The 26,354-nt window shown below is 63.7% G+C and carries 27 protein-coding genes and 1 tRNA gene; 17 read left to right on the top strand and 11 right to left on the bottom strand.

Features of this window, described 5'->3' with window-relative positions; all coding sequences use genetic code 11:
* Window positions 1-91 precede the first annotated feature (91 nt).
* Window positions 92-1,015 (top strand): 2-dehydropantoate 2-reductase, encoded by a 924-nt coding sequence (panE, locus tag NLM31_RS01295; RefSeq protein ID WP_254191232.1) that lies wholly within the window; start codon window positions 92-94, stop codon window positions 1,013-1,015.
* Window positions 1,016-1,207: 192 nt separating this feature from the next.
* On the opposite strand, the gene NLM31_RS01290 is transcribed toward panE, so the two are convergent.
* The 3 genes from NLM31_RS01290 to NLM31_RS01280 all read right to left on the bottom strand — a co-directional run bounded on the left by NLM31_RS01290 (window position 1,208) and on the right by NLM31_RS01280 (window position 3,718).
* On the bottom strand, window positions 1,208-1,801 hold the full coding sequence (locus NLM31_RS01290; protein WP_254191231.1) for a c-type cytochrome: 594 nt from the start codon (window positions 1,799-1,801) through the stop codon (window positions 1,208-1,210).
* Between the two features lie 185 nt (window positions 1,802-1,986).
* Window positions 1,987-3,258: a sorbosone dehydrogenase family protein gene (locus NLM31_RS01285; RefSeq protein WP_254127455.1), complete on the bottom strand. Its 1,272-nt coding sequence runs from the start codon at window positions 3,256-3,258 to the stop codon at window positions 1,987-1,989.
* A 37-nt stretch (window positions 3,259-3,295) separates the two neighbouring features.
* Window positions 3,296-3,718, bottom strand: coding sequence for a hypothetical protein (locus NLM31_RS01280; protein ID WP_254191230.1), 423 nt, complete (start codon window positions 3,716-3,718; stop codon window positions 3,296-3,298).
* A gap of 258 nt (window positions 3,719-3,976) precedes the next feature.
* On the opposite strand from NLM31_RS01280, the gene NLM31_RS01270 reads away from it, so the two are divergent.
* Both NLM31_RS01270 and NLM31_RS01265 read left to right on the top strand, forming a co-directional pair.
* A complete protein-coding gene (locus tag NLM31_RS01270; RefSeq protein WP_309143665.1) occupies window positions 3,977-5,677 on the top strand; it encodes an ATP-binding protein in 1,701 nt (566 codons plus the stop codon).
* Window positions 5,678-5,695: 18 nt separating this feature from the next.
* The gene (locus tag NLM31_RS01265) at window positions 5,696-6,946 is read left to right on the top strand and encodes an adenylate/guanylate cyclase domain-containing response regulator (RefSeq protein WP_254191229.1); all 1,251 of its coding nucleotides are present in this window, start codon (window positions 5,696-5,698) and stop codon (window positions 6,944-6,946) included.
* 9 nt (window positions 6,947-6,955) lie between these two features.
* On the opposite strand, the gene NLM31_RS01260 is transcribed toward NLM31_RS01265, so the two are convergent.
* Window positions 6,956-7,942: an NAD(P)-dependent oxidoreductase gene (locus NLM31_RS01260; RefSeq protein WP_254191228.1), complete on the bottom strand. Its 987-nt coding sequence runs from the start codon at window positions 7,940-7,942 to the stop codon at window positions 6,956-6,958.
* Window positions 7,943-8,018: 76 nt separating this feature from the next.
* Window positions 8,019-8,093, bottom strand: a tRNA-Gly gene (locus NLM31_RS01255).
* A gap of 274 nt (window positions 8,094-8,367) precedes the next feature.
* Between NLM31_RS01255 and trxA the strand changes: the two genes are divergently transcribed.
* Both trxA and NLM31_RS01245 read left to right on the top strand, forming a co-directional pair.
* Window positions 8,368-9,288, top strand: a complete 921-nt coding sequence (gene trxA, locus NLM31_RS01250) for a thioredoxin (RefSeq protein WP_254191227.1) — start codon at window positions 8,368-8,370, stop codon at window positions 9,286-9,288.
* 24 nt (window positions 9,289-9,312) lie between these two features.
* The gene (locus tag NLM31_RS01245; protein ID WP_254191226.1) at window positions 9,313-9,990 is read left to right on the top strand and encodes an LON peptidase substrate-binding domain-containing protein; all 678 of its coding nucleotides are present in this window, start codon (window positions 9,313-9,315) and stop codon (window positions 9,988-9,990) included.
* Between the two features lie 13 nt (window positions 9,991-10,003).
* On the opposite strand, the gene NLM31_RS01240 is transcribed toward NLM31_RS01245, so the two are convergent.
* The 4 genes from NLM31_RS01240 to NLM31_RS01225 all read right to left on the bottom strand — a co-directional run bounded on the left by NLM31_RS01240 (window position 10,004) and on the right by NLM31_RS01225 (window position 14,197).
* Window positions 10,004-12,517 (bottom strand): EAL domain-containing protein, encoded by a 2,514-nt coding sequence (locus tag NLM31_RS01240; protein ID WP_254191225.1) that lies wholly within the window; start codon window positions 12,515-12,517, stop codon window positions 10,004-10,006.
* 224 nt (window positions 12,518-12,741) lie between these two features.
* Entirely contained in the window at window positions 12,742-13,290 is a 549-nt protein-coding gene (locus NLM31_RS01235; RefSeq protein ID WP_375143511.1) for a cytochrome b/b6 domain-containing protein, read from the bottom strand.
* Window positions 13,291-13,360: 70 nt separating this feature from the next.
* Window positions 13,361-13,639 (bottom strand): PepSY domain-containing protein, encoded by a 279-nt coding sequence (locus NLM31_RS01230; RefSeq protein WP_254127411.1) that lies wholly within the window; start codon window positions 13,637-13,639, stop codon window positions 13,361-13,363.
* Between the two features lie 207 nt (window positions 13,640-13,846).
* Complete coding sequence (locus tag NLM31_RS01225; RefSeq protein ID WP_254127410.1) at window positions 13,847-14,197, bottom strand: hypothetical protein; 351 nt, start codon at window positions 14,195-14,197, stop codon at window positions 13,847-13,849.
* A 90-nt stretch (window positions 14,198-14,287) separates the two neighbouring features.
* Here NLM31_RS01225 and NLM31_RS01220 point away from each other — a divergent pair, with 90 nt between their 5' ends.
* Window positions 14,288-14,818: a TetR/AcrR family transcriptional regulator gene (locus NLM31_RS01220; protein WP_254191224.1), complete on the top strand. Its 531-nt coding sequence runs from the start codon at window positions 14,288-14,290 to the stop codon at window positions 14,816-14,818.
* Between the two features lie 58 nt (window positions 14,819-14,876).
* Complete coding sequence (locus NLM31_RS01215; RefSeq protein WP_166811546.1) at window positions 14,877-15,074, top strand: Trm112 family protein; 198 nt, start codon at window positions 14,877-14,879, stop codon at window positions 15,072-15,074.
* A gap of 209 nt (window positions 15,075-15,283) precedes the next feature.
* Here NLM31_RS01215 and NLM31_RS01210 read toward each other — a convergent pair whose 3' ends face one another.
* On the bottom strand, window positions 15,284-16,501 hold the full coding sequence (locus NLM31_RS01210) for a ubiquinone biosynthesis hydroxylase (RefSeq protein WP_254191223.1): 1,218 nt from the start codon (window positions 16,499-16,501) through the stop codon (window positions 15,284-15,286).
* A 138-nt stretch (window positions 16,502-16,639) separates the two neighbouring features.
* Between NLM31_RS01210 and tesB the strand changes: the two genes are divergently transcribed.
* Window positions 16,640-17,503, top strand: coding sequence for an acyl-CoA thioesterase II (gene tesB / locus NLM31_RS01205; RefSeq protein ID WP_254196118.1), 864 nt, complete (start codon window positions 16,640-16,642; stop codon window positions 17,501-17,503).
* 48 nt (window positions 17,504-17,551) lie between these two features.
* Here tesB and NLM31_RS01200 read toward each other — a convergent pair whose 3' ends face one another.
* Window positions 17,552-18,442 (bottom strand): DUF4339 domain-containing protein, encoded by an 891-nt coding sequence (locus NLM31_RS01200; RefSeq protein ID WP_254191222.1) that lies wholly within the window; start codon window positions 18,440-18,442, stop codon window positions 17,552-17,554.
* A gap of 246 nt (window positions 18,443-18,688) precedes the next feature.
* On the opposite strand from NLM31_RS01200, the gene NLM31_RS01195 reads away from it, so the two are divergent.
* The 9 genes from NLM31_RS01195 (at window position 18,689) to NLM31_RS01155 (ending at window position 26,351) form a co-directional block, all read left to right on the top strand.
* Complete coding sequence (locus NLM31_RS01195; protein WP_008142802.1) at window positions 18,689-19,027, top strand: P-II family nitrogen regulator; 339 nt, start codon at window positions 18,689-18,691, stop codon at window positions 19,025-19,027.
* Window positions 19,028-19,256: 229 nt separating this feature from the next.
* The gene (locus tag NLM31_RS01190) at window positions 19,257-20,558 is read left to right on the top strand and encodes an ammonium transporter (RefSeq protein WP_254191221.1); all 1,302 of its coding nucleotides are present in this window, start codon (window positions 19,257-19,259) and stop codon (window positions 20,556-20,558) included.
* Between the two features lie 56 nt (window positions 20,559-20,614).
* Complete coding sequence (locus tag NLM31_RS01185) at window positions 20,615-20,929, top strand: helix-turn-helix transcriptional regulator (RefSeq protein ID WP_018646000.1); 315 nt, start codon at window positions 20,615-20,617, stop codon at window positions 20,927-20,929.
* A complete protein-coding gene (locus NLM31_RS01180; protein WP_254191220.1) occupies window positions 20,926-21,276 on the top strand; it encodes an SRPBCC domain-containing protein in 351 nt (116 codons plus the stop codon). The genes NLM31_RS01185 and NLM31_RS01180 overlap by 4 nt, the downstream gene beginning before the upstream one ends.
* 42 nt (window positions 21,277-21,318) lie before the next feature.
* Complete coding sequence (locus NLM31_RS01175; RefSeq protein ID WP_097660508.1) at window positions 21,319-21,921, top strand: ATP-dependent Clp protease proteolytic subunit; 603 nt, start codon at window positions 21,319-21,321, stop codon at window positions 21,919-21,921.
* Between the two features lie 405 nt (window positions 21,922-22,326).
* Window positions 22,327-22,665: a P-II family nitrogen regulator gene (locus NLM31_RS01170; protein WP_027535364.1), complete on the top strand. Its 339-nt coding sequence runs from the start codon at window positions 22,327-22,329 to the stop codon at window positions 22,663-22,665.
* Window positions 22,666-22,703: 38 nt separating this feature from the next.
* Window positions 22,704-24,152, top strand: coding sequence for an ammonium transporter (locus NLM31_RS01165; RefSeq protein WP_254127403.1), 1,449 nt, complete (start codon window positions 22,704-22,706; stop codon window positions 24,150-24,152).
* A gap of 224 nt (window positions 24,153-24,376) precedes the next feature.
* Window positions 24,377-24,781, top strand: coding sequence for a GFA family protein (locus NLM31_RS01160; RefSeq protein ID WP_254127402.1), 405 nt, complete (start codon window positions 24,377-24,379; stop codon window positions 24,779-24,781).
* A gap of 355 nt (window positions 24,782-25,136) precedes the next feature.
* On the top strand, window positions 25,137-26,351 hold the full coding sequence (locus tag NLM31_RS01155) for an aminotransferase class I/II-fold pyridoxal phosphate-dependent enzyme (RefSeq protein WP_254191219.1): 1,215 nt from the start codon (window positions 25,137-25,139) through the stop codon (window positions 26,349-26,351).
* The last annotated feature ends 3 nt before the right edge of the window (window positions 26,352-26,354 follow it).

The following is a 26,354-nucleotide window of genomic DNA, read 5'->3' as shown; positions in this document are numbered from 1 at the left end:
AATGTGATCGCGGCACCATTCTGGATTGCTTCGCTTCGCGGGCAAGGGCGATTATAGATAGACCGCCAATAGCAACAATAAGGACTTTCCCATGCGTATCCTCGTGGTCGGCGCCGGCGCCATCGGCGGCTATTTTGGTGGCAGGCTGTTGCAGGCCGGCCGCGACGTCACCTTCCTGGTCCGCCCCAAGCGCGCCGGCGAGCTCGCGAGCGACGGCCTCGTCATCAAGAGCCCGAATGGCGACGTGACCTTGAAGAACCCGCCGACCGTGCAGGCCGACGCGCTCAAGGAAAAATTCGACGTCGTGCTGCTGAGCTGCAAGGCGTTCGACCTCGACGATGCCATCAAGTCATTCGCGGCCGCAGTCGGTCCGAATACCGCGATCATCCCGATGCTCAACGGCATGAAGCATCTCGACACGCTCGATGCCAAGTTCGGCAAGGAACGCGTGCTCGGCGGTCTCTGCGCCATTGCCGCGACATTGAACGAGAAGCGCGAAGTGGTGCAGCTGCAGCCGATGCAGGCGATCAGCTACGGTGAGCGCGACGGCAAGCCGTCGGACCGCGTCAAGGCGATCGACGAAGCCTTCAAGAGCGGCATTGTCGGCGCCACCGCCAGCCAGAACATCATGCAGGACATGTGGGAGAAGTGGGTGTTCCTGTCGTCGCTCGCAGCTTCCACCAGCCTGATGCGCACCTCCGTCGGCAACATCCTCGCCGCGCCTGGCGGTCGCGACTTTTTGCTCGGCATGCTCGACGAAACCAGCTCGATCGCCACCGCGTCGGGCTACACGCCGGGCGGACCGTTCTTCGAGCGTGTGAAGGGCAATCTCACCACCGAGGGCTCGCCGATGACGGCCTCGATGTTCCGCGACATCAAGGGAGGCTTTCCGGTCGAGGCCGACCACGTGATCGGCGACCTCATCGCACGCGCAGATGCCGCCAAGGTCCCGGTGCCGAAGCTGCGCATCGCGTACACGCATCTGAAGGCGTATGAGAAGCAGCGGGCCGGGTAGTTTACCAACCGCACACTCCGTGGTCGTCCCGGCGAAAGCCGGGACCCGTAACCACAGGGTGCGGTTTGGCGAAGACCGATAGTTGTTCAGCTTTCCGCGGTACTCATACTTCCAATCTCGGATGGGTCACGCGGTATGGGTCCCGGCCTACGCCGGGACGACAGCTGGACTTGTCGCAACAGCACCGCGGCGCTATTTGAAATACGCGAGATAGTGCGAGACCGCGGTGATTTCCTCTTCGCTCATGTGATAGGCGACGTCGGCCATCGCGGCGCCGCCGCCGCCGACGCGCTGGCTGCTCTTGTAGTCTTGCAGCGCCTTGACGAGATATTCCTCGCGCTGACCCGCAAGCCGCGCGACGGCCTTGGTGCCGGCAAAGCTGTCCGTGTGACATGAGGCGCAGCGGCGGCCGACCGCGACCTGCGCGCCCTTCTTCGAGAGGTCCGGATCCTTGTCCTCCGCGGCCTTCGGCGGCGTCATCGCCGCGAAATAGGCGCCGAGGCTGCGGATATCCTCGTTGGTGATCTCCTGGGCGATCGGCTGCATCTGCTCGTTCTTGCGCGAGCCGGCGCGGAAGAACACGAGCTGCCATTGCAGGAATTGATCGGGCTGACCGGCCAGCGAGGGAATGTTCTCGGTCTGCGAGATGCCGTTCTCGCCGTGGCAGCCGGAGCAGACGGCAGCCTTCTCCTGGACCGCGGTATTGTCGGCGGCGCTTGCAGAGAGGGCGCCAAGCGTGAGGAGCGCAGCCGCGCTGATTGCGTGCGAGATGATCTGCCGGCGCATGATGGAATTCCGATCTGTCGACTGCGTCATTCCGGGGGGCGCGAAGCTCGCGCCCGGAATCCATAACCCCCAGTCGAGGGTATGAGTTCCGGAGTTGCGCTGGCACGCATTCCGGAACGACATCGAAGTTGAAATGAAAGAGGCTGCGGCGCCTCCCGGCCACCGCAGCCTCGTGTCGTCGTACGCTACTTCTTGCTGTAGCTGATGCGATAGATCGCGCCGGCCCAATCGTCGGCGACGAGGATCGAACCGTCCTTGGCGAGGATGATGTCATCGGGGCGGCCGAGATAGCCCTGGTCACCCTCGATCCAGCCGGAGGCGAACACCTCCTTCTTGGCATTCTTGCCGTCGGGTCCGACGATCACGCGCGTGATGTTGCCGCCCTGGTACTTGTGACGATTCCAGGAGCCGTGCTCGGCGATAAAGATGTTGTTCTTGTATTCGGCGGGGAACTGGTCGCCGGTATAGAACTTCATGCCGAGCGGAGCGACGTGGGCGCCGAGGTTCAGCACGGGCGGCGTGAACTCGGAGCATTTGTGGCCCATGGCGAACTTCGGATCGGGAAGGTCGCCCTGGTGGCAGTAGGGATAGCCGAAGTGCTCGCCCATCTTCGAGACCATGTTCAGCTTGTCTGACGGCAGATCGTCGCTGACCCAGTCACGGGCGTTCTCGGTGAACCAGTATTTTCCGGTTCGCGGATCGACGTCGCCGCCGACCGAGTTGCGGACGCCGAGCGCCACGATCTCGGCATTGCCGGTCTTGGGATCGACGCGCCGGATCTGCGAGACGCTGGTCGGGGGAATGCCGACGTTGAAGGGAGGTCCGAACGGAATGTAGAACCAGCCGTCCTTGTCGGCCGCGAGATACTTCCAGCCATGCGCGGCGTAGGACGGCATGTCGTCATAGACGACCTTGCCCTCGCCGGGATTGTCGAGCTTGTTCTCGATGTCGTCGTAGCGGATCAGCTTGTCGACCGCGATGACGTAGAGCGCACCGTCCTTGACGGCCAGACCCGTGGGCATGTTCAGGCCCTTGAGGATGGTCTTGACCTCTTTCTTCCCGCCATTGTCCTTGATGGCATAGACGTTGCCGAGGCCGAACGAGCCGACGAACAGCGTGCCCTTGTCACCCCAGGCCATCTGCCGCGCGGCCAGCACGCCGGAGGCGTAGACCTCCATCTTGAAGCCCGCCGGCAGCTTCACCTTCTTGATGATGTTGGCGAGCTCGGCATCGGAGGCGCCGGTCGGCGGACCCGAGGGCGGCGCGAGGCCCTTCTGCGCCTCGGTCTCGTCGCCGAGGAACCAGTCATCCGGCGGATGGGTCCAGAATTCCTTGGTGCCGGATTCGTACTTCTTCAGGGCCCGGCCCTTGTCTTGTTGTGCATTGACAACGCTGGTCCCGGCAAGAAGGGCAACCGCTGCAAGCGCCAACACGGATCGATGGATGATCGATTTCATCGCGTCACTCCCCTAAGGCAGCCGTCAGGGCTGCACATTATTTTGTTCTGATAGTTCGAGAGGCGAAGTTTGGAGTCTGTCGAGGTGGCAGACGCAAAAAGGTTAGCACATCTGCGAACGGTGAAAAGCGCGTCACGTGCACTGCAGTTGCGCTCAATAAAAATTGAGACGGATCTTCCATTCGAACGCACGAGATAACGACAACAATCTCGCTGCAACGCGGAATCGCAATGACGTGCGCCTCATTTGCAGGCAGCAGAATGGTCGACCAATCCAGAACCGCGAAAACAACCCCATGCACAGTAGAACGGTCGAGACCGGACGATGCGCGGTGCCACCAGCCACGCAGCTGAAACATCGTGCGATTTGACAAAAGCGGCGACTGTTTGGCGGGGGACAGGTTCGTTGTCAAATTGCGCGTCGTGATCCCCTTTCCCGGCCTGCGCCGCACGAGCTGCATGCGGGCACCACGCAGTGAAGCCGTTCACATATGGCATCGATGATCCCTGCTAGCCTTGCCGCGGGGCCGCACTTGACTTTCGGAGTTTCCAACCAACTCGCGTTTTAGTAGCTTGAGAAGGTAACACTTCCCTTCGTTGCACCCGATCGACTGGGAATTGAGAGGTCTGATCCCCTTCCTGCCTGGACGATGAGAATGTCGGATTCAGGAGATTTGCTGGAATCATGTCTCGCCGGGGGTGGAGAGATGGGCGCTGCCATGCGCCAATTCGATTGGTCCAGCACCAGGCTCGGCACGCCTGATCGCTGGCCAGAACCTCTGCGGATCTTTTTGAAAGTCCTTCTGACGACCAATCACCCGATGCTGGTCTGGTGGGGACCGGACCTGATCCAGTTCTACAACGACGCCTTCTCCGCGATCGCAGCGAACGCACTCCAAAAGCCGGCGCTCGGGACATCCGGACGCTCCTATTGGCGGGCTCTTTGGTCGGTTATCGGTCCTGACGTCGAGCACGTCATGAGCGGCAAAGGCGGCGTTTGGCGAGAACATCGATTGATGCCGGCGGACCTCGCCGGATCACAGCAGCACTACTGGACCTACAGTTTCAGCCCGATCGAGCAGGGAGACACTGTCCAGGGCGTGCTGGTTGTCTGCCGCGATGAGACCCAGGAATATCGGGCGACGCTGGCCCTGTTGGCACGCGAGGCGGAGTTGGCTCGCGTTCAGCAGATCGGAAAGATCGGTGGCCTTGAGGTCAATCTCACCGCCGGCTTCCGCAATCGTCGCTCGCCCGAATACCTCGCCATCCACGGCCTGCCGCCGGAAGCCGCCACCGAAACCCACGAAGATTGGGTGAGGCGCATCCATCCGGAGGACCGATCCAGGGCCGAAGGCACGTTTCTCGACGCCATCAACGGCGACGTCGAGGGCTACTCGATACAGTACAGGATCATTCGGCCCTGTGACGGCGAGACGCGGTGGATTCTCGCGAAGACGGAGATCGAACGCGACGACAACGGAAAGGCCGTCCGCCTGGTCGGCGCTCACGCCGATGTCACGGATCAGGTGCTAGCCGAGCAAGCGCTTCGCCAAAGCGAGGAAAAATACAAGAAGCTGGCGCAGGAGCTTTCCCAATCACTCGAAAAACTGCGCGCCACGCAAGACCGGCTCATTCAAGCGGAGAAACTGGCATCACTCGGCCAGCTGACCGCCGGCATCGCGCACGAGATCAAGAATCCGCTGAACTTCGTCAACAATTTCGCCCGGCTATCGAGCGACCGGGTAGCGGAGCTGATGGCCGTTCTCGGCGACGCCACGACGGCGTCGAAGACGGTCGTCGACATCAATCGCCTGACGATCACCATCCAGAACAATCTCGCGAAGATCGTCCAGCACGGCAAACGGGCGGACAGCATCGTCAACAACATGCTGATGCACTCGCGCTCCGGATCGGGTGATCATCGCCCCATCGAGATCAACGGCCTCCTGGATGAGACGCTCAATCTGGCGTTCCATGGTGCACGGGCGCAACGACCAGGCTTCAGCGTGAAGCTGCAGCGCGAGCTCGACGATGACGCCGGGAAACTCGACCTCTACCCGCAAGAGATTTCCCGCGTCTTCCTCAACCTGATCTCCAACGGCTTTTACGCCGCAACCCACCGTCGGACTGACAGCTCGGGAGAAGACTTTGAGCCGATGCTGAGCGTCAAGACCGTCAATCTGGGCGATTCAGTCGAGGTGCGAATCCGCGACAACGGCGACGGCATCTCGCCGCTGATCCGGGACAAGATATTCGATCCCTTTTTCACGACCAAGCCCGCAGGCGAAGGGACCGGCCTCGGCCTGTCCATCTCGCATGACGTGGTGGTGAAGCAACACGGCGGCACCATCGATGTCGAGACGGAGCCGGGCGACTTCTGTGAGTTCATCGTACGCCTGCCCCGCGGAAAGCTCGAATAAGCCCGGATTGGAATTGCCATGACCGCAACAGTTCTTGTTGTCGATGATGAGCCCGATCTGAAGGATGTCATCCTTCAGCATTTCGAGCGGCAGATCGGCGATGGACAGATCAGCTTCCTGTTCGCCCATGACGGGTTGGAGGCGCTGCAGTCCGTGCAGGGAAATCCGCAAATCGAGGTCGTGCTGCTGGACCTGAACATGCCCCGGCTGGACGGCCTGTCCACGCTGCAGAAACTGCAGCAGGCGGACGACATGAAATCGACGATCATCGTTTCGGCCTATGGCGACATGGAGAATATCCGCGGTGCGATGAACCGTGGGGCCTTCGACTTCGTGACCAAGCCGATCGACCTCGAAGACCTGGAGCTGACGCTCAAAAAGACAATACGTCACGTCGGCATGATGCGCGATATTCGCAGGCGTCAATTGGAAGCCGAGCGCGCCCACACGTCCCTTTCACGCTATTTTTCTCCCCAGCTTGCCACACGCCTGGCCCGCGGCTCGGAAAGCGACGGCATGAATGCGCACTCTCGCGAGATCGGCGTGATCTTCACCGACATCACCGGCTTCCTGTCTCTCGTCGAGAAGATGCCGCCCTCGATTCTGGGCGACTTGCTGAACGAGTACATGTTCGGCATGACCGAGATCGTCTTCAACTATGAGGGCACGGTCGCGAAGGTGGTCGGTGACGCGATCCAGGTCTTGTTCAACGCGCCGGCCGACCAGGCGGACTACGCAACGCGTGCCATTTCCTGCGCGCATGCACTCGATGGCTGGGCCGAGAATTTCAGGTTGCGCTGGAAGCAAAGGGACGTCGATTTCGGATCGACCCGCATCGGCGTACATGCCGGCACGGCGCTCGTTGGCAATTTCGGAGGAGAAAGGTTCTTCGACTACACCGCTCACGGGGACACCATGAACACGGTTGCGCGGCTGGAGGCTGCGAACAAGTTCCTGGGAACCAGGATTTGCGCAAGCGGCGCCGTCGCCGGCCGGGCGGACCGATTCCATGGCCGGCCGATCGGCGAGTTGATGCTGCGCGGCAGGAGCGAGCCCATCCAGGCTTTCGAGCCGATGTCGGCCGCGGACTTCGCGACCGAGAACACCGCCGGCTATCTCAAAGCCTATGCCAAGCTGGAGGGAAAAGAGGCGGATGCCCTGCCGGCCTTCGCGGCGCTGGTCGCAAACAACGCGGGCGATCGCCTGGCCGGATATCACCTCAGGCGCCTGCTGAACGGAGCCGGCGGTGTGCAGATCCGTTTGGAGTGACGGCGAGAGCTACCCGGCGACAGGATACGGCCCGTCGTCAAACTGCCTGTCGTGATAGCCCTTCGAGCCCACCTCGCGCGCCAGGGAGCTGCGGACATCGGAGCCATCGCGCAGGCTGCGCAGCACATGGGCAAAATCGAACTCCGGATGCCAACCCAGCTCGCGCCGTGCGCGCGCGTTGACATAGACGCGGTCGATCTCGGGGAATAGCCGCCAGCCGCGCGTCGCATAGAGCTGGGCGCAATCCGGGTAGAGCTCGCGCACGACACCGGCCGCGTCACGGGCGAGGGCCGCAAGATGGTGCCGTCCAAAGGGGGTTGTAGCCGGCACGATATAGCGGGCGAACCCGATCTCCGGCGCTCGCGTCACGGCGAGCAGATGGGCGCTGACCGCGTCCGCTATGTCCAGCCGCCGATAGAGCAGCTCGTTGGCTTGCGCGTTGTCCAGCTCGTAGGCCGACCGCATTGCGGGATCGTCGTCGTCCTCCGGAAAGAACCGCGAGGTCCGCAGCACGACGACCGGCAGTCCACGTTCGCGAAAGAACAGCTCGCACAGATTTTCGGCCATCAGCTTTGTGGTGCCATAGATGTTCTTCGGGCTCGCCGGTAACTCCTCGGTGACCCACACCGCGGCTTGCCCGGCCTCGGGCCTGAGCTGCGAGCCGAACGCGCTGGTGGTGCTGGTGAAGACAAAGCTCTTCACGCCGGCGGCGACCGCCGCCTCGAGCAGATTGAGCGTGCCAGTGACGTTGGTGTCGACAAGGGCCTGCTTGCTGTGGGTCGCCACATGCGGCTTGTGCAGCGTTGCGGTGTGGATGACGGCAGTAACGCCGTCCATCTGCGCCCGGACGAAGCCGGGATCGACGATCGAGCCGACGGCATCGGTGAAAGGCGATGCTTTCAGGTCGAGCCCGCGCGCAGACGACCCGCGATGCCGGAGCGTCCGCAAGATGGCCTCGCCGAGGTGGCCGGCGCTGCCGGTGACCAGAATTGTCATGGGAGACCCAAGCCAGCCGCCAGCGGCGTGGAAAACCACGGCCCGACCCGGTTTGGCTGGATGCGCTGGGAAAAATTGGAGCGGGCGAAGGGGCTCGAACCCTCGACCCCGACCTTGGCAAGGTCGTGCTCTACCACTGAGCTACACCCGCATCCTGTGTCGGTCGCGTGACGCGCCGGCAACGGCTGTCGTATGCCAAAAGCGGGCGGCGAATGCAACAGCTACCGGCGGCATCAATTCGCTTTCCGAGCCCAAATATGAACCCGAACCCCGCCGAATCACCCCAAAACGCCCCGGAACTGCCGAATCGCCGCGGATGGATTGAAATTCGGCCGACCCGGCCCAATTTTAGGGCCTGAAACGAAGCATATCTGATGGCGACGTGCTAAAGACCCGCCATTCCAGACATCAGACGAGGGGATCCCGTGACGATCATCGACCAGGGTAACGGAGCGAGCCCGGCTGCAGCCGATCTGATCAAGGACACCACCACACAGACCTTCGTGAAGGACGTCATCGAGGAATCGAAGCGCCAGCCGGTGCTGATCGACTTCTGGGCGGAGTGGTGCGGCCCCTGCAAGCAGCTCACCCCCGTGCTCGAAAAGGCCGTCAAGGCGGCCAAGGGCAAGGTCAAGCTGGTCAAGATGAACATCGACCAGCATCCGGCGATTCCGGGCCAGATGGGCATCCAGTCGATCCCGGCCGTGATCGCCTTCGTCAACGGCCAGCCCGCCGACGGCTTCATGGGCGCGGTGCCGGAGAGCCAGATCAATGCCTTCATCGAAAAGGTGACCAAGGGCGTGACCGCGCCCGGTGAGCCCAACATCGCGGAGATCCTGCAGGAGGCCGAGGCCGTTCTCGCCGAGGGCGACGCCGCAGCCGCAGCCCAGATCTACGCCGAGGTGCTCCAATACGATTCGACCAACATCGCAGCGCTTGCCGGCCTCGCCAAATGCTACGTCAGCTCCGGTGCGATGGAGCAGGCCAAGCAGACGCTGGCCATGGTGCCGGAATCCAAGCGCAACGACCCGGCCGTGAAGGCCGTGCAGACCGCGATCGACCTCGCCGAACAGGCGGAACAGCTCGGGCCCATCACTGAGCTGGAACAGAAAGTCGCCGCAAACCCGCTCGATCATCAGGCCCGCTTCGACCTCGCCACCGCGCTGAACGCGCAGGGCAACCGTGCCGCCGCCACCGAGCAGCTGCTCGCGATCGTCAAGCGCGACCGCAAATGGAACGACGACGGCGCCCGCAAGCAGCTGGTGCAGTTCTTCGAGGCCTGGGGCGGTGCGGACGAAGCGACCGTCGAGGGGCGCAAGCGCTTGTCGACGATCCTGTTTTCATAGGATTAGCGCGTCAGCGGGGACCAGATGCCGATCAACATCGAATATCGCGGCCCCGCCGACCTTCCGGAAATCATCCCGGTGTTTCCGTTGCCGGGCGCGCTGCTGTTGCCGCGCGGCCAGATGCCGCTCAACATCTTCGAGCCGCGCTATCTGGCGATGGTCGACGACAGTTTTCGCGATGGCCATCGCCTGATCGGCATGATCCAGCCGGACGCGGCGCATTCGCCGAAAAATTCCGACAGGCCGGCGCTGTTCCGCGTCGGCTGCGTCGGTCGCATCACCCAGCTCGCCGAATCCGGCGACGGTCGCTACATCCTCGAGCTTACCGGCGTCGCACGCTTCAAGGTGGTCGAGGAGCTCGAGGTGCTGACCGCCTACCGGCAGTGCAAGGTGGACTTCTTCGCCTACGTCGACGACTTCACCGCGCGCAAGGGCGAGGACGACGTCGATCGCGAGGCGTTGCTGACGGTGCTGGCGGATTTCTTGAAGGCCAATAACCTCAAGGTCGACTGGGAGGGCGTCGAGAGCGCGCCCAACGAGGCGCTGGTCAATGCGCTGGCGATGATGTCGCCTTACGGCCCCGCCGAGAAGCAGGCGATGCTGGAAGCACTGGATTTGAAGACCCGCGCCGAGATCTTGATCGCGGTGACCGAGATGGACCTCGCCAAGAAACGCACCAGCGGCGATCCACCGTTGCAGTAAGGGATACGAGGGTTCATGCCGCGCAGACGGCTGCCTTGTCACCTCGCTTGGCACCCCGCCTCAGGATTTTCGCGACGCCGGATCCGGGCATCGGCCGGCTGAAATAATAGCCCTGGGTTTCGGCACAGCCTTCCTCGCGGAGAATATCGAGCTGCTCCTTCGTTTCGACGCCTTCGGCGGTCGTCGTCTTGCCGAGGCTGACCGCGAAGCGAACGACCGCCCGCGCGAGATGATGCGCGTCCGCGCTTGCGCTGGACAGTTCGTTGACGAAGCTGCGGTCGACCTTGATCTTGTCGAACGGGAATCTCTGCAGAAAGCTCAGCGATGAATAGCCGGTGCCGAAATCATCCAGGGCTACGCGCACGCCGAGCTCGCGCAGCTGGCCAAGTGCTGCGAAGACGGCTTCGCTGTCGTGCATGATGACCGTCTCGGTCACCTCGAGCTCGAGCCGGTGTGGCGCAACTCCCGAACCCGCCAGTGCGCCGACGATGACCGGGACAAGCTCGTTGCTCCTGAATTGGGCCGGAGACAGGTTGATGGCGATCCGGAGATGGGCTGGCCATTTGGCCGCCTCGCGACATGCGGTCCTCAGGATCCATTCTCCTAGCGGCACGATCAAGCCGGCCTCCTCCGCGAGCGGAATGAATTCGCCGGGCATGACCAGGCCTCGCCGCGGGTGATGCCAGCGCAGCAGGGCCTCGAAGCCGCGGATCTCGCCGGTCGCGGTATCGACGAACGGCTGGTAGTGCAGCTCGAATTCGCGGCCGGCGAGCGCATCCCGCATGTCGCGCTCTAGGTTGCGCCGCGCATGCATGAGCTCGTCGAGTTCCGGCTCGAAGAAGCGGAATGCGCCACGTCCACCACTCTTGGCCGAGTAGAGGGCGAGATCCGCGCTCTTCATGAGCACGTCGGAATCGTCGCCATCGCGCGGCGCGATGGCAATGCCGATGCTGGTACCCACCGTGACGCGGTGATCGTCGAGATCGAAGGGTTCGCAAAGCGCCTTCCTGATGTTCTCGGCCAGGGCGGCGGCCTCGACGACCGGGTTGGTCACGTAATCGATCACGGCGAACTCATCGCCGCCCAGCCGGGCAATCAACGCGGTTTCCGTGACGCAGTCGCGCAGACGCGCAGCGACGGCGCGCAGCAGCGCATCGCCCGCCGGATGCCCGAGGGTGTCGTTGACTTCCTTGAAGCGGTCGAGGTCGAGCATGAGCACGGCCAGATCGAGGCCGCCGTTGCGCGTCACCGCAATCGCATGCTCCATCCGTTCCCTGAGCAGCACGCGATTCGGCAGATCGGTCAGCGCGTCGTGTTGCGCCATATGGGTGATCTTGGCCTCGGACCGGCGTTGCTCGGTCACATCGAGATGCGTGGCCACCCACCCGCCGCCGGCCATCGGCTGTCGCGTCACGCAGATCAACCGACCATCCGCGAACTCATCTATCCTGCTCGAGACTGCATCGAACGGCAACGCGGCCAGTTTCGTCGTGAATTGCTCGGCGGCGCCTTCGCTGGCTTCACCCTTGAGGATGCCGGTCACGACGCGATGCCTGATGATGTCGGCGTGCGGGGTCCCGGTTTTCAGCAGCTCCGGCGGCAATCCATAGAGCCGGGCGTAACGCTCGTTGCAGACGACCAGCCGCTTCTCCGCATCGAACATGCAGAGCGCCTCGACCATGTTGTTGATGGCCGTATCCAGCCTGAGTTTCTGGTCCTGGATTTCCCGTTGCGAGTCTTCCACCTGTTGCCTGGCGCGCGAAAGTTCGCTGATGATTTCCCTGAACCTGCTGGTTCGGGTCGCAAGGCGACGATCCGCCAGGACGCCGACGAAGCTCATCCCGAGCACCGACAGGGCCACACCCGCAATTGCAACGGCAAGGAAGGCCGGCGAAAGCGACAATGCATCGTTTTCCAGCGTCGGATCGGGAACGATCTGCACGGCTCCCATGGCCGTGAAATGATGCGACACAATGGCGAGCGTCAGCAGCAACGCCGCGGCGAAGGTCGCCCGCTTGCCCTTGCGGCCCATGGCGACCGCGAGGGCCGCGTAACCCAGGACCATGCCGAGGCCGATCGAGACCAGCACCAGTCCCGGCGACCAGGTCACATGACCCGGCACTTCGAGGGCCCACATGCCGATATAGTGCATGCTTGCGATACCGGCGCCGATGATGCCGCCACCGGCAGCTGCGCGCCAGCGGCCCGAGTTGTTGACGGCAACTCCGAAGCCGCCCGACGTCAGGATCATCGCCACAGCGAGCGACAGCGCTGTCAGAACGAGGCCGTAGCCGGTCGGGACGCCGGGTTCGTAGGCGAGCATCGCGACAAAATGCGTGGCCCAGATTCCATAACCGATGGCGGCACCGGCGATCGCAATCCAGATCAGCCGCGTCCAGGCGCGCGACGCGATCGCACGATGAAAGATGCTGACGGCTACAATGCTTGCAGCGAAGCAAACCAGGCCAGCGAGTACAACGAGCCGCCAATCGTGCTCGGCCGTCAGGCAGCTAAAAACGCGGAACATGCAATATCGCTCCCTCGTCAATACTACCGAGAATTGATCCGGTCGGACTTGCTCTGCGTTAATTTTCCGCAATGCCCAGTTGCATGCCTATCGCGAGGTAAACGTTGCGCGGCAAATGGCGTCCGTTGCCAGTAGTTGTGCGGATAAGAGAGAGTGCGAGTTCCGTGAAACTACGCGGGTGAGTGAGCCCGCGGCTGTATCCGTTCGAACGCTGCGCGTTCCGCCTAAGGACGGTTTCGGATGCGCTTGCGGCCCGTGATCATCGCGCGGATCAGATTTTCGCGCTGAAGCAGGCCCATCGCGACCACGCCGACGATGTGCAGCACGACCAGGACGATCGCGGCGTCGGATGCGTAAGCGTGGGTGTCCTCGATCCACCAGACGCCGAAGAAGGTGACGGTCACCGACAGGGCGCCCGTGATCGCCGAGACGGTGAGCGACAGCAGCAGCGCGACCAGCATCAACGTGCCGGCGGGATTGAGCCCGATGTAGCGGCCGGTAATGCCGCGACGCAGATTCCAGAGATAGTTGGGCGCAGCGCGAAGCCTGACGCCGATCATGCGAAAGCGCGCATAGCGGCTGCCCCAAAATCCCCAGACCAGGCGGAACGCCAAAAGCCCGATGACGGTGTAGCCGACGATGCGGTGAAGGCTGTCGTAGACGGTGGGCGTGAACCACGCGGCCAGGACACTGGCCGCGAGCGCCCAGTGCCAGAGCCGCAGCGGAAGGTCCCAGACCGCCACCGTCCGATCCGCGGGGCGTCGGTCGGACACCCCGCGCGTCTCTCGCAGCGCTTTGTCGTTCAAGCCGGGACCACCCTTGACCACCCTTTGGCGCAGAGGCCTACTTGGCGATCGTGTGCTTCAGGCTGAGATCTTCCGGGCTGTAGAACAGCTCGTAGAGCTTGCCTTCCTTGACGCCGTAGACCTCATAGCACGAGCCTTCGATCTTGGAGCGGCGCACTTCGTAGCCCAGTGCCTTGGCCTTGGCTTCGGCTTCGCTCGCCGGCTTCCACGACGCCTTGTCGAGCTTGGTGCAGTTCTTGAAACCGTCGGCCATCGCCGTCGACCCCATGCCGATCCCGACCGTCAGTGCGATGGCAAGAACACGAATGACTCTCACGAATGTCTCCTCCTCTGTCGTGTGCGCGAAGCGCGCCCGAAGGAAACAAAGGAGAGGGTGAAGTCAATCGGGGTTCGGAGCCGCGACGCCTTAGAGATATTCTAACGGTCGCCAAAACATCAGCGCGGTCCGAGGGCAGGGCGGGTTTTGCGGCGCGCTGCGGCCTTACGTCTCACGGATTCGACGGGCTGCAATTCCGCACCGCCCTCAGTAGCCGGCCACCGCCATCGCCACGACCACGCTCAGCGCCATCCAGCCGAAATGCCGGCCACGCGTCGCCCATGCATTGGCGCAGGCGGAGAAGCCGAACACGCAGATCATGGTGAGGACGATCCAGCGGCGCGCCGGCGCGGAGTCCATCCAGGGCGTCGCGATCAGGAGCACGCCGCAGCCGATCCAGGCGACGGTCGAAGCCTGCCAAACCAGGCGGATCAGGGTGCGGAGCCGCGGCGGCTCGATCGTGGCGCGGGGGAAAACCTTGGTCTCGCCGAGGACGCCATGGATGACGGCCACCACGATGGCGAGGATTCCGGCGCACTGGAGCAAGAGATCACGCATCGAAGCCTCCATACATCTGTGTATGGTGAGATAGAGGCTGGCCTGCCGCCTGTCAATACACTAGTGTATGGCCCGACTTCGGAACCCGACATGACCGACCAGCTTTCCGCCGACGACTGGATCAGCCAGGGCCTCAAGGCACTCACCAGGAGCGGCTTTACCGCGCTGAAGGCCGATCCATTGGCAAAAGCCATGGGCGTCTCCCGCGGCAGCTTTTACTGGCATTTTGCCGATCTCGGCGCGTTCCACGCGGCCGTTCTGAAGCGCTGGCGCGAGATCGCCGCCGAGGAGATCATCGCGCGCGTCGAGGCCGACAGCGACGAGCCGCTGACGGCGCTGCTGCGCCGGACCTTCGGCGCCCGGCTCGATCTGGAGCGCGCGGTGCGCAACTGGGCGGCGTTCGATCCGGCGGCGCAGGCGGCCGTCCGCGCCATCGACCGCCGCAGGCTCGACTATATCGAGGCCCTGCTGCAACGACGCGGATTCCCCGCCTCAAGCGCGCAGGCGCGCGCGCAGATCCTGTACTGGACGTTTTTGGGCTACGCGCTCTCGGCTGCGCCGGTGCCGGCCGCACGTCTGCAGGGCCTGCTCGACGAGATCCAGCGGATGGTCTCGGCCTAGCCCGCGATGGGCGGGCGAATTATTCTATGCTACAGGCAGCCGATCGCCGGAGACCACGATGAACACGCCCACCGAACGTCCCGAAGCCAGCGTCGATCCCAAACTGCTGGAGATCCTGGTCTGCCCGCTGACCAAGGGCCCGCTGGAATTCGACGCGGCCAAGCAGGAGCTGATCTCGCGGTCCGCAAAACTCGCTTATCCGATCCGCGACGGCATCCCGATCATGCTGCCGGAAGAGGCGCGGAAGATCGATTGAGACCGGCGCGAGATTTACGCGATAGCGTCGCAACACTCTCGCTGTCGTCCCGGCCTAGTGCGCAATTGCGCACGGGGGGCCGGGACCCATAACCACAGGGCGTGGTTCGGGGCGAAGCTGGTGACTCCGAATATTCGCAAAACTCTTGCTGCGGCGTATGGGTCCCGGATCTGCGCTTCGCTTGTCCGGGACGACGAGGAGGGAGCTCCCTACAGCGCCTCGCCCTTCAGCAACTTCGGAATCTCGCCCGTCAAACCCGCCGCCTGGCGGATGAACAGATTCTTCAGCGGCGGGGTGCGGTCGACGATACCGAGGCCGATATCGCGCACCGTGCGCAACAGCGTCGACTGGTTGGAGAACAGGAAGTTCAGCGAGTTGGTGGCAACCCCCATCGCCATGGTGTCGAAGCGACGCCAGCGCTGATAGCGCTCGAGCACATCGGCGCCGCCGAGATCCATGCCGAGCCGCGCGGCATCGACCACGACTTCGGCCAAGGCTGCGACATCCTTCAGCCCCATGTTGAGGCCTTGCCCCGCGATCGGGTGAATGACGTGGGCGGAATCGCCGACCAGCGCGAGGCGCTCGGCGACGAAGGAGCGCGCGACGAAATAGGACAGCGGAAACGCACGCGGCTTGTCGAGCGCCTTGATCTCGCCGAGATGCAAACCAAAACGGCGTTCGAGCTCGCCGTGAAACTCTTCGTCGCTGAGCGCAATGATGCGCGCGGCCTCTGCTCGGCGCTCCGTCCACACCAGCGACGATCGCTTCCCTGCGAGCGGCAGGATCGCAAAGGGGCCCGCGGGCAAAAAGTGCTCTTCGGCACGGCCGTCGTGATCGCGCTCGTGGCCGACGGTGACGACGATGCCGGATTGATCGTATTCCCAGCCATGGGTGGCGATGCCGGCACGCTCGCGCAGCTTCGACTTCGCGCCATCGGCCGCGACCAGCAGGCTCGCGGCAATCTTGCTGCCGTCGCCGAGCGTCACGTCGACGCCATCGGCGCTCGCGTCGTAGGACGCAACAATCGTCGCGCGGAGATCGATCCCTTCAGCTTCGGCGCGGACGACCAGCGCATCGATCAGGCGGCGGTTCTCGACCATATGCGCAAAGGGCTCGCCGGGCGCGACGTCGCCGGCGAAATTCAGGAATGCCGGGCGGGTGGCGTCCTCGAGCTTGGAATCGGTGACGACCATGTCGAGGATCGGCTGAACCTCGGCCTTGACGTCGTCCCAGGCGCCGAGCGCCTCGAACAGGCGGCGGCAGGCCGCAACGATCGCGGTGGCGCGGGGATCGCGGCTCGGCCGTGTGGCAAGCGCAGGGTCGGCGACGATGACTGGGATCTCGGGTCCGAGCCCCTGGCGCAAGGCAAGTGCGAGCGCCAGGCCCGCGAACGCGCCGCCGCCAATGACTATGCTATTCTGTGACATACCAAATTCCCGGCCAACTCTTGGTCTTGCTAGCAGACTTGAGGTGGGCGAAACAGTGCGGTGAAACAAGGGCGGAACGCCCCCATTGTGTCATTCCGGAGCAGCGAAGCTGGGATGACGATGCGAAAGCTGAATTCCATGTCCAAGAGCCTGATCGACCTGATCTCGATCCTCGACCTCGAGCAGCTCGAGGTGAATTTGTTCCGCGGCAACAGCCCGAAGACGAGCTGGCAGCGGGTGTTCGGCGGGCAGGTGATCGGACAGGCGATGGTCGCGGCCTGCCGCACCGTCGAGGGTCGGCTGCCGCATTCGCTGCATTGCTATTTCATCCTGCCGGGCGATCCGCAGATCCCGATCATCTACCAGGTCGAACGGCTGCGCGACGGCAAGAGCTATTCGACCCGCCGCGTCACCGCGATCCAGCACGGCAACGCGATCTTCTCGATCATGGTGTCATTCCATGCCGAGGAAGCGACCGCGTTCGACCACCAGGAGAAGATGCCCGACGTGCCACCGCCGGAAAAGCTCACGGCGGAGGAGGTGGCGAAGCAGCCGATGTTCCGCGAGATGCCGGACTTCATCCGCCGCTACTACGAATCGGATCGCCCGATCGAGCTGCGCCCGGTCGAGCTCGGCCGCTACTTCGGCCAGAAGATCGAGGACGGCCGTATCCATGTCTGGATCAAGACGGCGGCTACGCTGCCGGACGATCCGGCGCTGCACATGTGCGCACTCGCCTATGCCTCGGACTTCTCGCTGCTCGATGCGATCATGGCGCGCTATGGCCGCACGCTGTTCGACAAGCGCATGATGCCGGCGAGCCTCGACCACGCGATGTGGTTTCACCGCCCGTTCCGCGCCGACGAATGGCTGCTCTACGCGCAGGATTCGCCGAGCGCGCAAGGTGGCCGCGGCCTGACCCGCGGCTCGATCTTCAAGCCCGACGGCACGCTGGTGGCGTCCGTGGCCCAGGAAGGCTCCGTGCGCGAGCGGCGGAGCTGATCGCGCCCCAAGCGCGATCGATCGCGCTCGGGGCTGTTTGGGTCGTGCTTACATCGCGCCGCGCGGCGCGAGCTCGGTCTGCGATGCGAACCAGTTCATGATCCAGCGATAGACCCACGGGATCGGGATGATGAAGCTGCACAGGATCGCGGCCACGATTCCGCGCCAGAGAATCCCGAGACCGCTGCCCCGGAAGATGATCTCGCGACGCGTGCCCTGGATGTTGCGGTAGGTCCAACGCAACTGTGCCGCGGCGACCCAAGCCCATCCGATGATGGTGATGATGGAGATCGCGAACAGCAGGTTCCAGCCGATATAGGCCAGCACCGAGCCGGTGAAGCTGAGGCCGAGCGGCTGCCCGTTGGAGGCGATGTTGGCGATCAGCCATTTCAGCAGCATCCAGTAGAGAACGATCTGGACGATGTAGAATGCGGTGCTCAGAATCTGGCTGCCGATGTAGCCGATGACAATGGCTGCAACGATGAAGCCGAAGAACCACGGCACGATCGCCATGGCAGTGCCGGTGAAGGAGAGGTTCGGCCGCCCCGGGACCCTCACGCAGGACACGATCCATTGCGTGTACCAGACGAACAGCCACGGAATCGGGATGATGAAGCACGAGCCAATCACCATCACCAGCGTGCGCCAGGTGAAGTCGAGGATGCCGAAATCGACCGACAGCGATCCGCCGGCCGCACTGCCGGCACCGGTATAGCTTCCGCCGCCCATCATCGGCGGCCCTCCGGCGGGAATGATCGGCGGCGCGCCGCCGCCTGCCATCAGACCGGGAGTTTCGGCCGCCTTCTGCCAGCCCGCCATGCCCTCGGACCAGACCAGCGTATCGCCGCGCACGACGCCCTGGGCGATCAGGTCGCGGAATTGCCCCTCCGGATAGGGCCCCTGCTGCTTGCCCTCGGATGCGTAGAACCAACTCGCCATGAAGCGCCCCCCAAAATACTTATGTACCGCTCGACAGGTGCGGGTTCACCGCATCCATGCGAAAAATGCATTGTGAAGGATGAACCGTTGCCCTGTACAGAGGCGGCCGTTCACATGGCCTCCCTTGGCCAAACGTTTTTCCGCTTCAATCTGCAAGTTTTTTGTGCCATTTGCCCGGAAAGATGCCAGATTGACGCGGCGCCGGGGACATACGGCGCGGCGCATCCCCGGGGAATAGGCCTGACCATGAAACTCGTCGTCGCGATCATCAAACCCTTCAAGCTCGATGAGGTCCGCCAGGCCCTGACGGCGATCGGTGTCCACGGCATGACCGTGACCGAGGTGAAGGGCTATGGCCGCCAGAAGGGTCACACCGAGATCTATCGCGGTGCGGAATATGTCGTGAACTTCCTGCCGAAGCTGCGGATCGAAATCGCGGTCGCCTCCGACGTCGCCGACAAGGCGGTCGCCGTGATCACCGCGACCGCCCGCACCGGGCAGATCGGCGACGGCAAGATCTTCGTCACGCCGATCGACCACGCGCTGCGCATCCGCACCGGCGAGACCGACAGCGACGCGCTCTGATTTCGAATGCGTTACGAGACCCTCATCCTGAGGAGCGCGGAACGCGCGTCTCGAACCATGAAGGCCCAGCTCTCGCCCGTGGCCATCCTTCGAGACGCGCGCAAGCGCGCTCCTCAGGATGAGGGGCGGAGTTCTTGGAACGCAGTTGCGACTGGCTCTTTCTTCTTCGAGACACACCGGGCAACGACGCCACAGTGTGCGTCATCATCTACATGCCGGGGGAAATGACATGGCGGGATTGTTGCGCCGCGTAGCCGCTGTGGCTGCGCCGATCGGATTTGCTTTGGTCATGGCTTCGCCGGCGCGCGCCGCGACGGGCGAGATCAACACCGCCGACACCGCCTGGATGATCGTCGCCACCGCGCTGGTGCTGATGATGACGATCCCGGGGCTCGCGCTGTTCTATTCCGGCATGGTCCGCAAGAAGAACGTGCTCGCGACCATGGCGCAGAGCCTCGCCGCGGTGACGATCATCTCCATTCTCTGGGTCGCGTTCGGCTATTCGCTGTGCTTCGTCGGCGACGGCCCGTGGCTCGGCTCGCTCGACCGCTGGTTTCTCGCCGGCATGACCATGGACAGCGTCAACCCGGCGGCGAAGACGATCCCGGAAGCGCTGTTCATGCTCTACCAGATGACGTTTGCGATCATCACGGTGGCGCTGGTCGCGGGCTCGGTCGCCGACCGGATGCGGTTCTCCGCCTATCTGCTGTTCTCCGTCGCCTGGTTCATCTTCGTCTACATTCCGCTGGCGCATTGGGTGTGGGGCGGCGGCTTCCTCAACAGCATGGGCGTGCTGGATTTCGCCGGCGGTCTCGTCGTGCATCTGTCGGCCGGCACCGGTGGCCTCGTCGCCGCGAAGGTGATGGGGCGCCGTCACGGCTACGGCACTGAAAATCTCTCGCCGTTCGATCTCTCGCTCGCGGTGATGGGCACCGGCCTGCTGTGGGTCGGCTGGTTTGGCTTCAACGGCGGCTCGGCCGGTGCTGCGAATTCGCGCGCGGTCATGGCGATCATCGCGACACATCTGGCGGCCTGCTCCGGCGCGTTGACCTGGGGCGCGATCGAATGGTCGACGCGGCGCAAGCCTTCCGTGCTCGGCATGATCTCGGGCGCGGTGGCAGGCCTCGGCACCATCACGCCGGCGTCCGGCTTCGTCGCGCCGTGGCACGGCATCGTCATCGGCATCGCCGCAGGCGGGATTTGCTATTGGGCCTGCACCTGGTTGAAGCACCGCTTCAATTACGACGATTCGCTCGACGTGTTCGGCGTCCACGGCATCGGCGGACTGACCGGCACGCTGCTCGCCGGCGTGTTCGCGACCAGCGCGATCGGCGGCACCGCCGGCCTGCTCGAGGGCCATCCGCAGCAATTGCTGATCCAGCTCTACGGCGTCGCCGTCACTTTCGTCTGGTCGGCGGGGGTGAGCTTCATTCTGCTCAAGCTGGTCGGCCTGTTCGTGCCCTTGCGCGTGTCGCGCGAGCACGAGCTCGAGGGGCTCGATATCTCGCAGCACGGCGAAGCGCTCCAGTAAGCGGGACTTGTCAGGAAGGGCTTGCACGACACATAAGCACGTGCTTATGTGTCGGCATGATCGAAGCCGACATCTTCAAGGCGCTGGCGGATCCGACGCGCCGAAAAGTCTTTGAGAAGCTCGCCGGCGGAAGCCTGAACGCCAGCGCCTTGCGCGATGGTCTGGAGATCAGCCAGCCGGCGATGTCGCAGCATCTTTCGGTGCTGCGCGCGGCGGGCCTCGTGCGCGAGCAGCGGCAGGGCCGCTTTGTGAATTACGAAGTCGACCCCGACGGAATCGTGGCGATCGGGGCATGGCTTGCGCGCTACCGCGCCTATTGGCCGAAGCGCATGGAAGCACTCGCTGACCTCCTGAAGGATATGGATCAATGAGCGACGCAGCCGAAACTGATCGTCCCGATGCAAAGCTGGTGCTCGAATATGAATTCGATGCGCCGCCGGCAAAGGTCTGGCGCGCCGTGACCATTCCGGCGCTGCGCGAGCGCTGGCTGCCGGATTGCGACCTTGCGGGCGCCGAGCCGGAATCAACGATCACGGGCGAAGAGGTGCGCTACCGGCTGCGCGATTCAGAACCGCCGTTTCGCGAGAGCCAGGTCATCTTCCGGATCGAGCCGAACGAGGACGGCGGCACGCGCTTCCGCATCATCCAGCAAGCCTGCGAGGTCCCGCTCCCGCGAGCGGCCAACAGCAATTGCTGCCTGATGCGCGCGGCGGCCTGACACCAACTAAGACTTCATCACCTGCAGACATGGAGGTCGCCGATGCGCGACATGCTTCAGCTCGTCCCTATGGTCGTCGAACAATCCGCGCGCGGCGAACGATCCTTCGACATCTATTCGCGGCTCCTGCGCGAGCGCATCATCTTCCTCAACGGCGAGGTCAATGATGCGATGTCGGGCCTCGTATGCGCGCAGCTGCTGTTCCTGGAGGCGGAGAATCCGAACCGGCCGATCAATCTCTACATCAACTCCTATGGCGGCGTGGTCACCTCCGGGCTCGCCATGTACGACACCATGCAGTTCATCAAGGCGCCGGTTCATACGCTGTGCATGGGCACCGCGCGCTCGATGGGCTCGTTCCTGCTGATGGCCGGCGAGCCCGGTCACCGCGCCGCGCTGCCCAATGCGAGCCTGCACGTGCATCAGCCGCTCGGCGGCTTCCAGGGCCAGGCGTCCGACATCCTGATCCATGCCAACGAAATGCAGGAGACCAAGCGGCGCATCACCCGGCTCTATGCCCAGCATTGCGGGCGTACCGAGGAAGAGGTGGAGCGGACGCTCGACCGCGACCACTTCATGACCGCCCAGCAAGGGGTGGAGTGGGGATTGGTCGACCGGGTCTTTGCCGAGCGCGAGGCCGCCTGACGGTCCAGGTCCAGGTCCAGGTCGGTTGCGCGCATCCCGTGAGCACACCGAGAGCCGGTTCGACATTTCGCAGCGCGGAGGGGCCCCTTGGCGGACCTCTCCTGTAACAAAATACCTTCAACCTGCCCGACGCGTGGGCAGCAATTGTGTCGGCAGCCTGTCGTGCCCGATTTTTGATCAGGTCTGACCACGGATTGAGCGCGACGTAATAGCGCACTGCACCGCAATACCCGTCAAACGCGAAAACCCCCGTTTTCATAGTCCGTTAGGCAAGCCGCCCGATCTGGCACGGCATTTGATTCTAAGGGTCCCGGCTGTGCCCGCGTAGTGAACTTCTCCCTCGTGGCGAACCAGTCGAGAAACGCCCGGCCACGTCCGGACCGGGCCCAAGCGGGGATAGGACCCATGAAAATTGTTATGGCGATTATCAAGCCATTCAAGCTGGAAGAAGTCCGTGACGCCCTGACCGCCATTGGCGTTCACGGTCTCACGGTGACGGAAGTCAAGGGGTATGGCCGTCAGAAAGGCCACACGGAAATCTACCGCGGCGCCGAATATGCCGTGAGCTTCCTGCCCAAGATCAAGATCGAAGTCGCTGTCGCCTCTGAGCAGGTCGACAAGACCATCGATGCCATCACGTCGGCTGCAAAAACCGGACAGATCGGCGACGGCAAGATCTTCGTCATCAACCTCGACCATGCGGTCCGCATCCGCACCGGCGAGGCCGACGCCGCGGCCCTTTGATTTCGCGCTCAACCAAAATCCAATCAGGAGTAAATGAAATGACGTTTAAGCGTCCCTATGGCGCGGGATTGGCGGCTCTCGCAGTCGGCCTGTTCGCTGCGACCGCGGCCTATGCCGAGCCAACGGTCAACAAGGGAGATAACGCCTGGATGCTGACATCGACAGTGCTCGTGCTGTTGATGACGATCCCGGGTCTCGCGCTGTTCTACGGCGGCCTCGTTCGTTCCAAGAACATGCTCTCGGTCCTGATGCAGGTGTTCTACACCGTCTGCGTCGTTACCGTGATCTGGGCCGTGTACGGCTACAGCCTCGCCTTCACCGGCGGCTCCGACTTCATCGGCGGCTTCTCCAAGGCCTTCATGATGGGCGTCACCACCGACTCGAAGGCCGCGACCTTCTCGGTCGACGCCAACATCTCGGAGCTCGTCTATATGTGCTTCCAGATGACCTTCGCGGCGATCACGCCCGCCCTCATCGTAGGCGCCTTCGCCGAGCGCATGAAGTTCTCGGCGATCGCCCTGTTCATCCCGCTCTGGGTCACGCTGATCTACTTCCCGATCGCGCACATGGTCTGGTACTGGCCCGGCCCGGACGCGATCCAGGACGCTGCCAAGGCTCTGGCTGCTGCGGGTGACGCGGCTGCGAAGACCGCGGCTCAGGCCAAGCTCGACGAGATCAACGCCGACGCCGGCTGGATCTTCAAGAAGGGCGCGATCGACTTCGCTGGCGGCACCGTGGTGCACATCAACGCCGGCATCGCAGGTCTCGTCGGCGCTCTCCTGATCGGCAAGCGCACCGGCTACGGCAAGGAGTTGATGGCTCCGCACTCGCTGACCATGTCGATGATCGGCGCCTCGCTGCTTTGGGTCGGCTGGTTCGGCTTCAACGCCGGCTCCAACCTCGAAGCCAACGGCGGCGCTGCCCTCGCCATGACCAACTCCTTCGTCGCCACCGCAGCCGCCGCGCTGTCGTGGATGTTCGCGGAGTGGATCGTGAAGGGTCATCCGTCGGTGCTCGGCGTCATCTCCGGCGCTGTCGCGGGCCTCGTGGCCGTCACCCCCGCCGCCGGCTTCTCCGGCGTGATGGGTGCGATCGTCCTCGGTCTCGTGGTCGGCGTGGTCTGCCTGTTCTTCTGCACCGTGGTGAAGAACGCGCTCGGCTACGATGACTCGCTCGACGTCTTCGGCGTGCACTGCATCGGCGGCATCGTCGGCGCCCTCGGCACCGGCATCCTGGTCAATCCGGCTCTCGGTGGTGCGGGCATCATCGACTACACCGCGATCCCGCCCAAGGTTGCCGATTACGACTTCGCGGCGCAGATGCTGTCCCAGATCGAAGCCGTCTGCACCACGCTGGTGTGGTCGGGCGTCGGTTCGGCGATCCTCTACAAGGTCGTCGATGTGATCGTTGGCCTCCGCGCCAATGTCGAGAGCGAGCGTGAAGGCCTCGACATCACCGACCACACCGAGCGCGCCTACAACATGTAACCTCTCCTCCCGGACGCGATCTCTCCTCGGGGATCGCGTCCACAACTACGGTTTGGGCACATACCCGGCAATGCCCCGACCGTTGAGGGGCTCCAGCGCAAGTTGGAGCCCCTTTCTTTTTGGCGGGATTCTTTTTTGACCCGCGCGCAGCAGAAAAAGATTGCCATTCCAGGTAGCCGGCGCAGAAATAACGACCACAACGAACAACAAAACGGGAGGTCGTCATGCGTTTGGAAGGCGGATGCTATTGCGGCGAAGTGCGCTACGTGGCCGAGGGCGATCCGATGATGCAGGCCCAATGTCACTGCCGCGAGTGCCAGTACATTTCGGGCGGCGCGCCCAACACCTTCATCGCCATGCCGGCGGCAGGCTTCAGCTACATCACCGGCCAACCGAAGCAATTCACCCGCAAGGACCTCGAGCGCGCGGTCACCCGTGAATTCTGCGCCGAATGCGGCACCCATCTGGTGACCAAGGTTCCGGGACTGCCGGCGGCCATCCTCAAGGTCGGCACGCTGGACGAACCCAAACAGTTCCATCCGCAGATGGCGATCTACACCTGCGACAAGCAGGAGTTCCACGCGATCCCCGCGGGCATGGCGACCTTCGAGAAGCTGCCGGCGCATTGAAGCTGCGATGACGGTGCGCTCCCTCCTCCGCTTGCGGGGGAGGGTTAGGGCGAGGGTGTTTCAACATTGGGACAATCCCTGCGTGGAGAGAACCCTCACCCGGCACGCTCGGGACGATGCTTCGCATCGCCCCGGGGCGCGCCGACCTCTCCCGCAAGCGGGAGAGGTCGGGGAACCAGCATCCGCCCGTAACCCCGCCATCCCGTTGTTATCCGGCCTTATTATTCCCGCTCTGGACGGGTCGGCCGACCGATGGTTAATCGCGTCTTAACCTCGCCCTATCTATGGTGAACTGAACCGCTTTCCCGCCGGCGCCTGCGCGCGACCGGCCGTTCCGAGAGTACTGGCGCCCAGAATGGTCATGACCGCTTCATCCCGTGCGCCGCAGGCCAGTGGAAGCTCCGACACCGAACGCTCGCCCTTTGTCCGGCTGAACGAGCTGTTGGCGCCGCATCAGCCCGGCAAGCCCTTGATTTCGCTCGCAGTCGGCGAACCGCAGCATCCGGTGCCCGATTTCGTCGGTCCGGTACTGGCCAAGCATATCGCCGATTTCGGCCGTTACCCGATGAACCAGGGCACCGAGCCATTCCGCCAGGCGGCGAGCGCCTGGCTGTCGTCGCGCTTCAGGCTGCCGCGGCCGCTCGACCCCAAGGCCGAGATTCTCGTGCTCAATGGCAGCCGAGAGGGGCTGTTCCTCGCCGCGATCGCGGCCGCGCGCTATGTCGGGCCGAAGCCCGGCAAGCCCGCCATCCTGATGCCGAACCCGTTCTATCCGGTCTATGGCGCCGGCGCCGGCGCCGCGGCCTGCGAGTCGGTCTATCTGCCGACCACGCTCGACAACGGGTTCCTGCCCGACCTCGACGCCATCGACGAAGCGACGCTCGCGCGCACGGTGGCGTTCTACCTGGCGTCGCCCGCCAATCCGCAGGGCTCGGTCGCATCGCGCGATTATTTCACGCGCCTGAAGAGCCTCGCCGATCGCCATAACTTCGTGATCCTGAGCGACGAGTGCTACTCCGAGATCTACACCCGCGAGGCACCTGGCAGCGCGCTCGAATGCGCGGGCCCCGATTTCACCCGCGTGGCTGCGTTCCAGTCGCTGTCGAAGCGCTCCAACCTGCCGGGCCTGCGCGTCGGCTTCGCTGCCGGCGACAAGAAGCTCATCGGCATGTTCCTGGAGCTGCGCAACATCGCGGCGCCGCAGGTGCCGGTGCCGCTCCAGCATGTCGCGACCGTTGCCTATGGCGACGAGGCCCATGTCGAGGAGAACCGCCGGCTGTACCGGATCAAGTTCGATCTCGCCGACCAGATCATCGGCAATCGTTACGGCTATCGCCGGCCCGACGCCGGCTTCTGCGTCTGGCTCAATACGTCCGAGATCGGCGACGACGTCTCGGTGACTCTCAAGCTTTTCAAGGAAGCCGGCGTGCGCGTGGTGCCCGGTTCCTATCTGGCGCGGCGTCAGCCCGACGGCTTCAATCCCGGTGCCGGCTACATTCGCCTGGCACTGGTGCAGGATAGTGAGACCACGGCGCAGGCGCTGCACCGGCTGGTCGAAACTCTGGGTTAGGCG

Source organism: Bradyrhizobium sp. CCGUVB4N, assembly GCF_024199945.1.
In the GTDB taxonomy this organism is placed as follows: Bacteria; Pseudomonadota; Alphaproteobacteria; order Rhizobiales; family Xanthobacteraceae; genus Bradyrhizobium.
The sequence above is the reverse complement of the archived record's forward strand: the minus strand, read 5'-3'. Positions and strand labels throughout refer to the sequence as shown.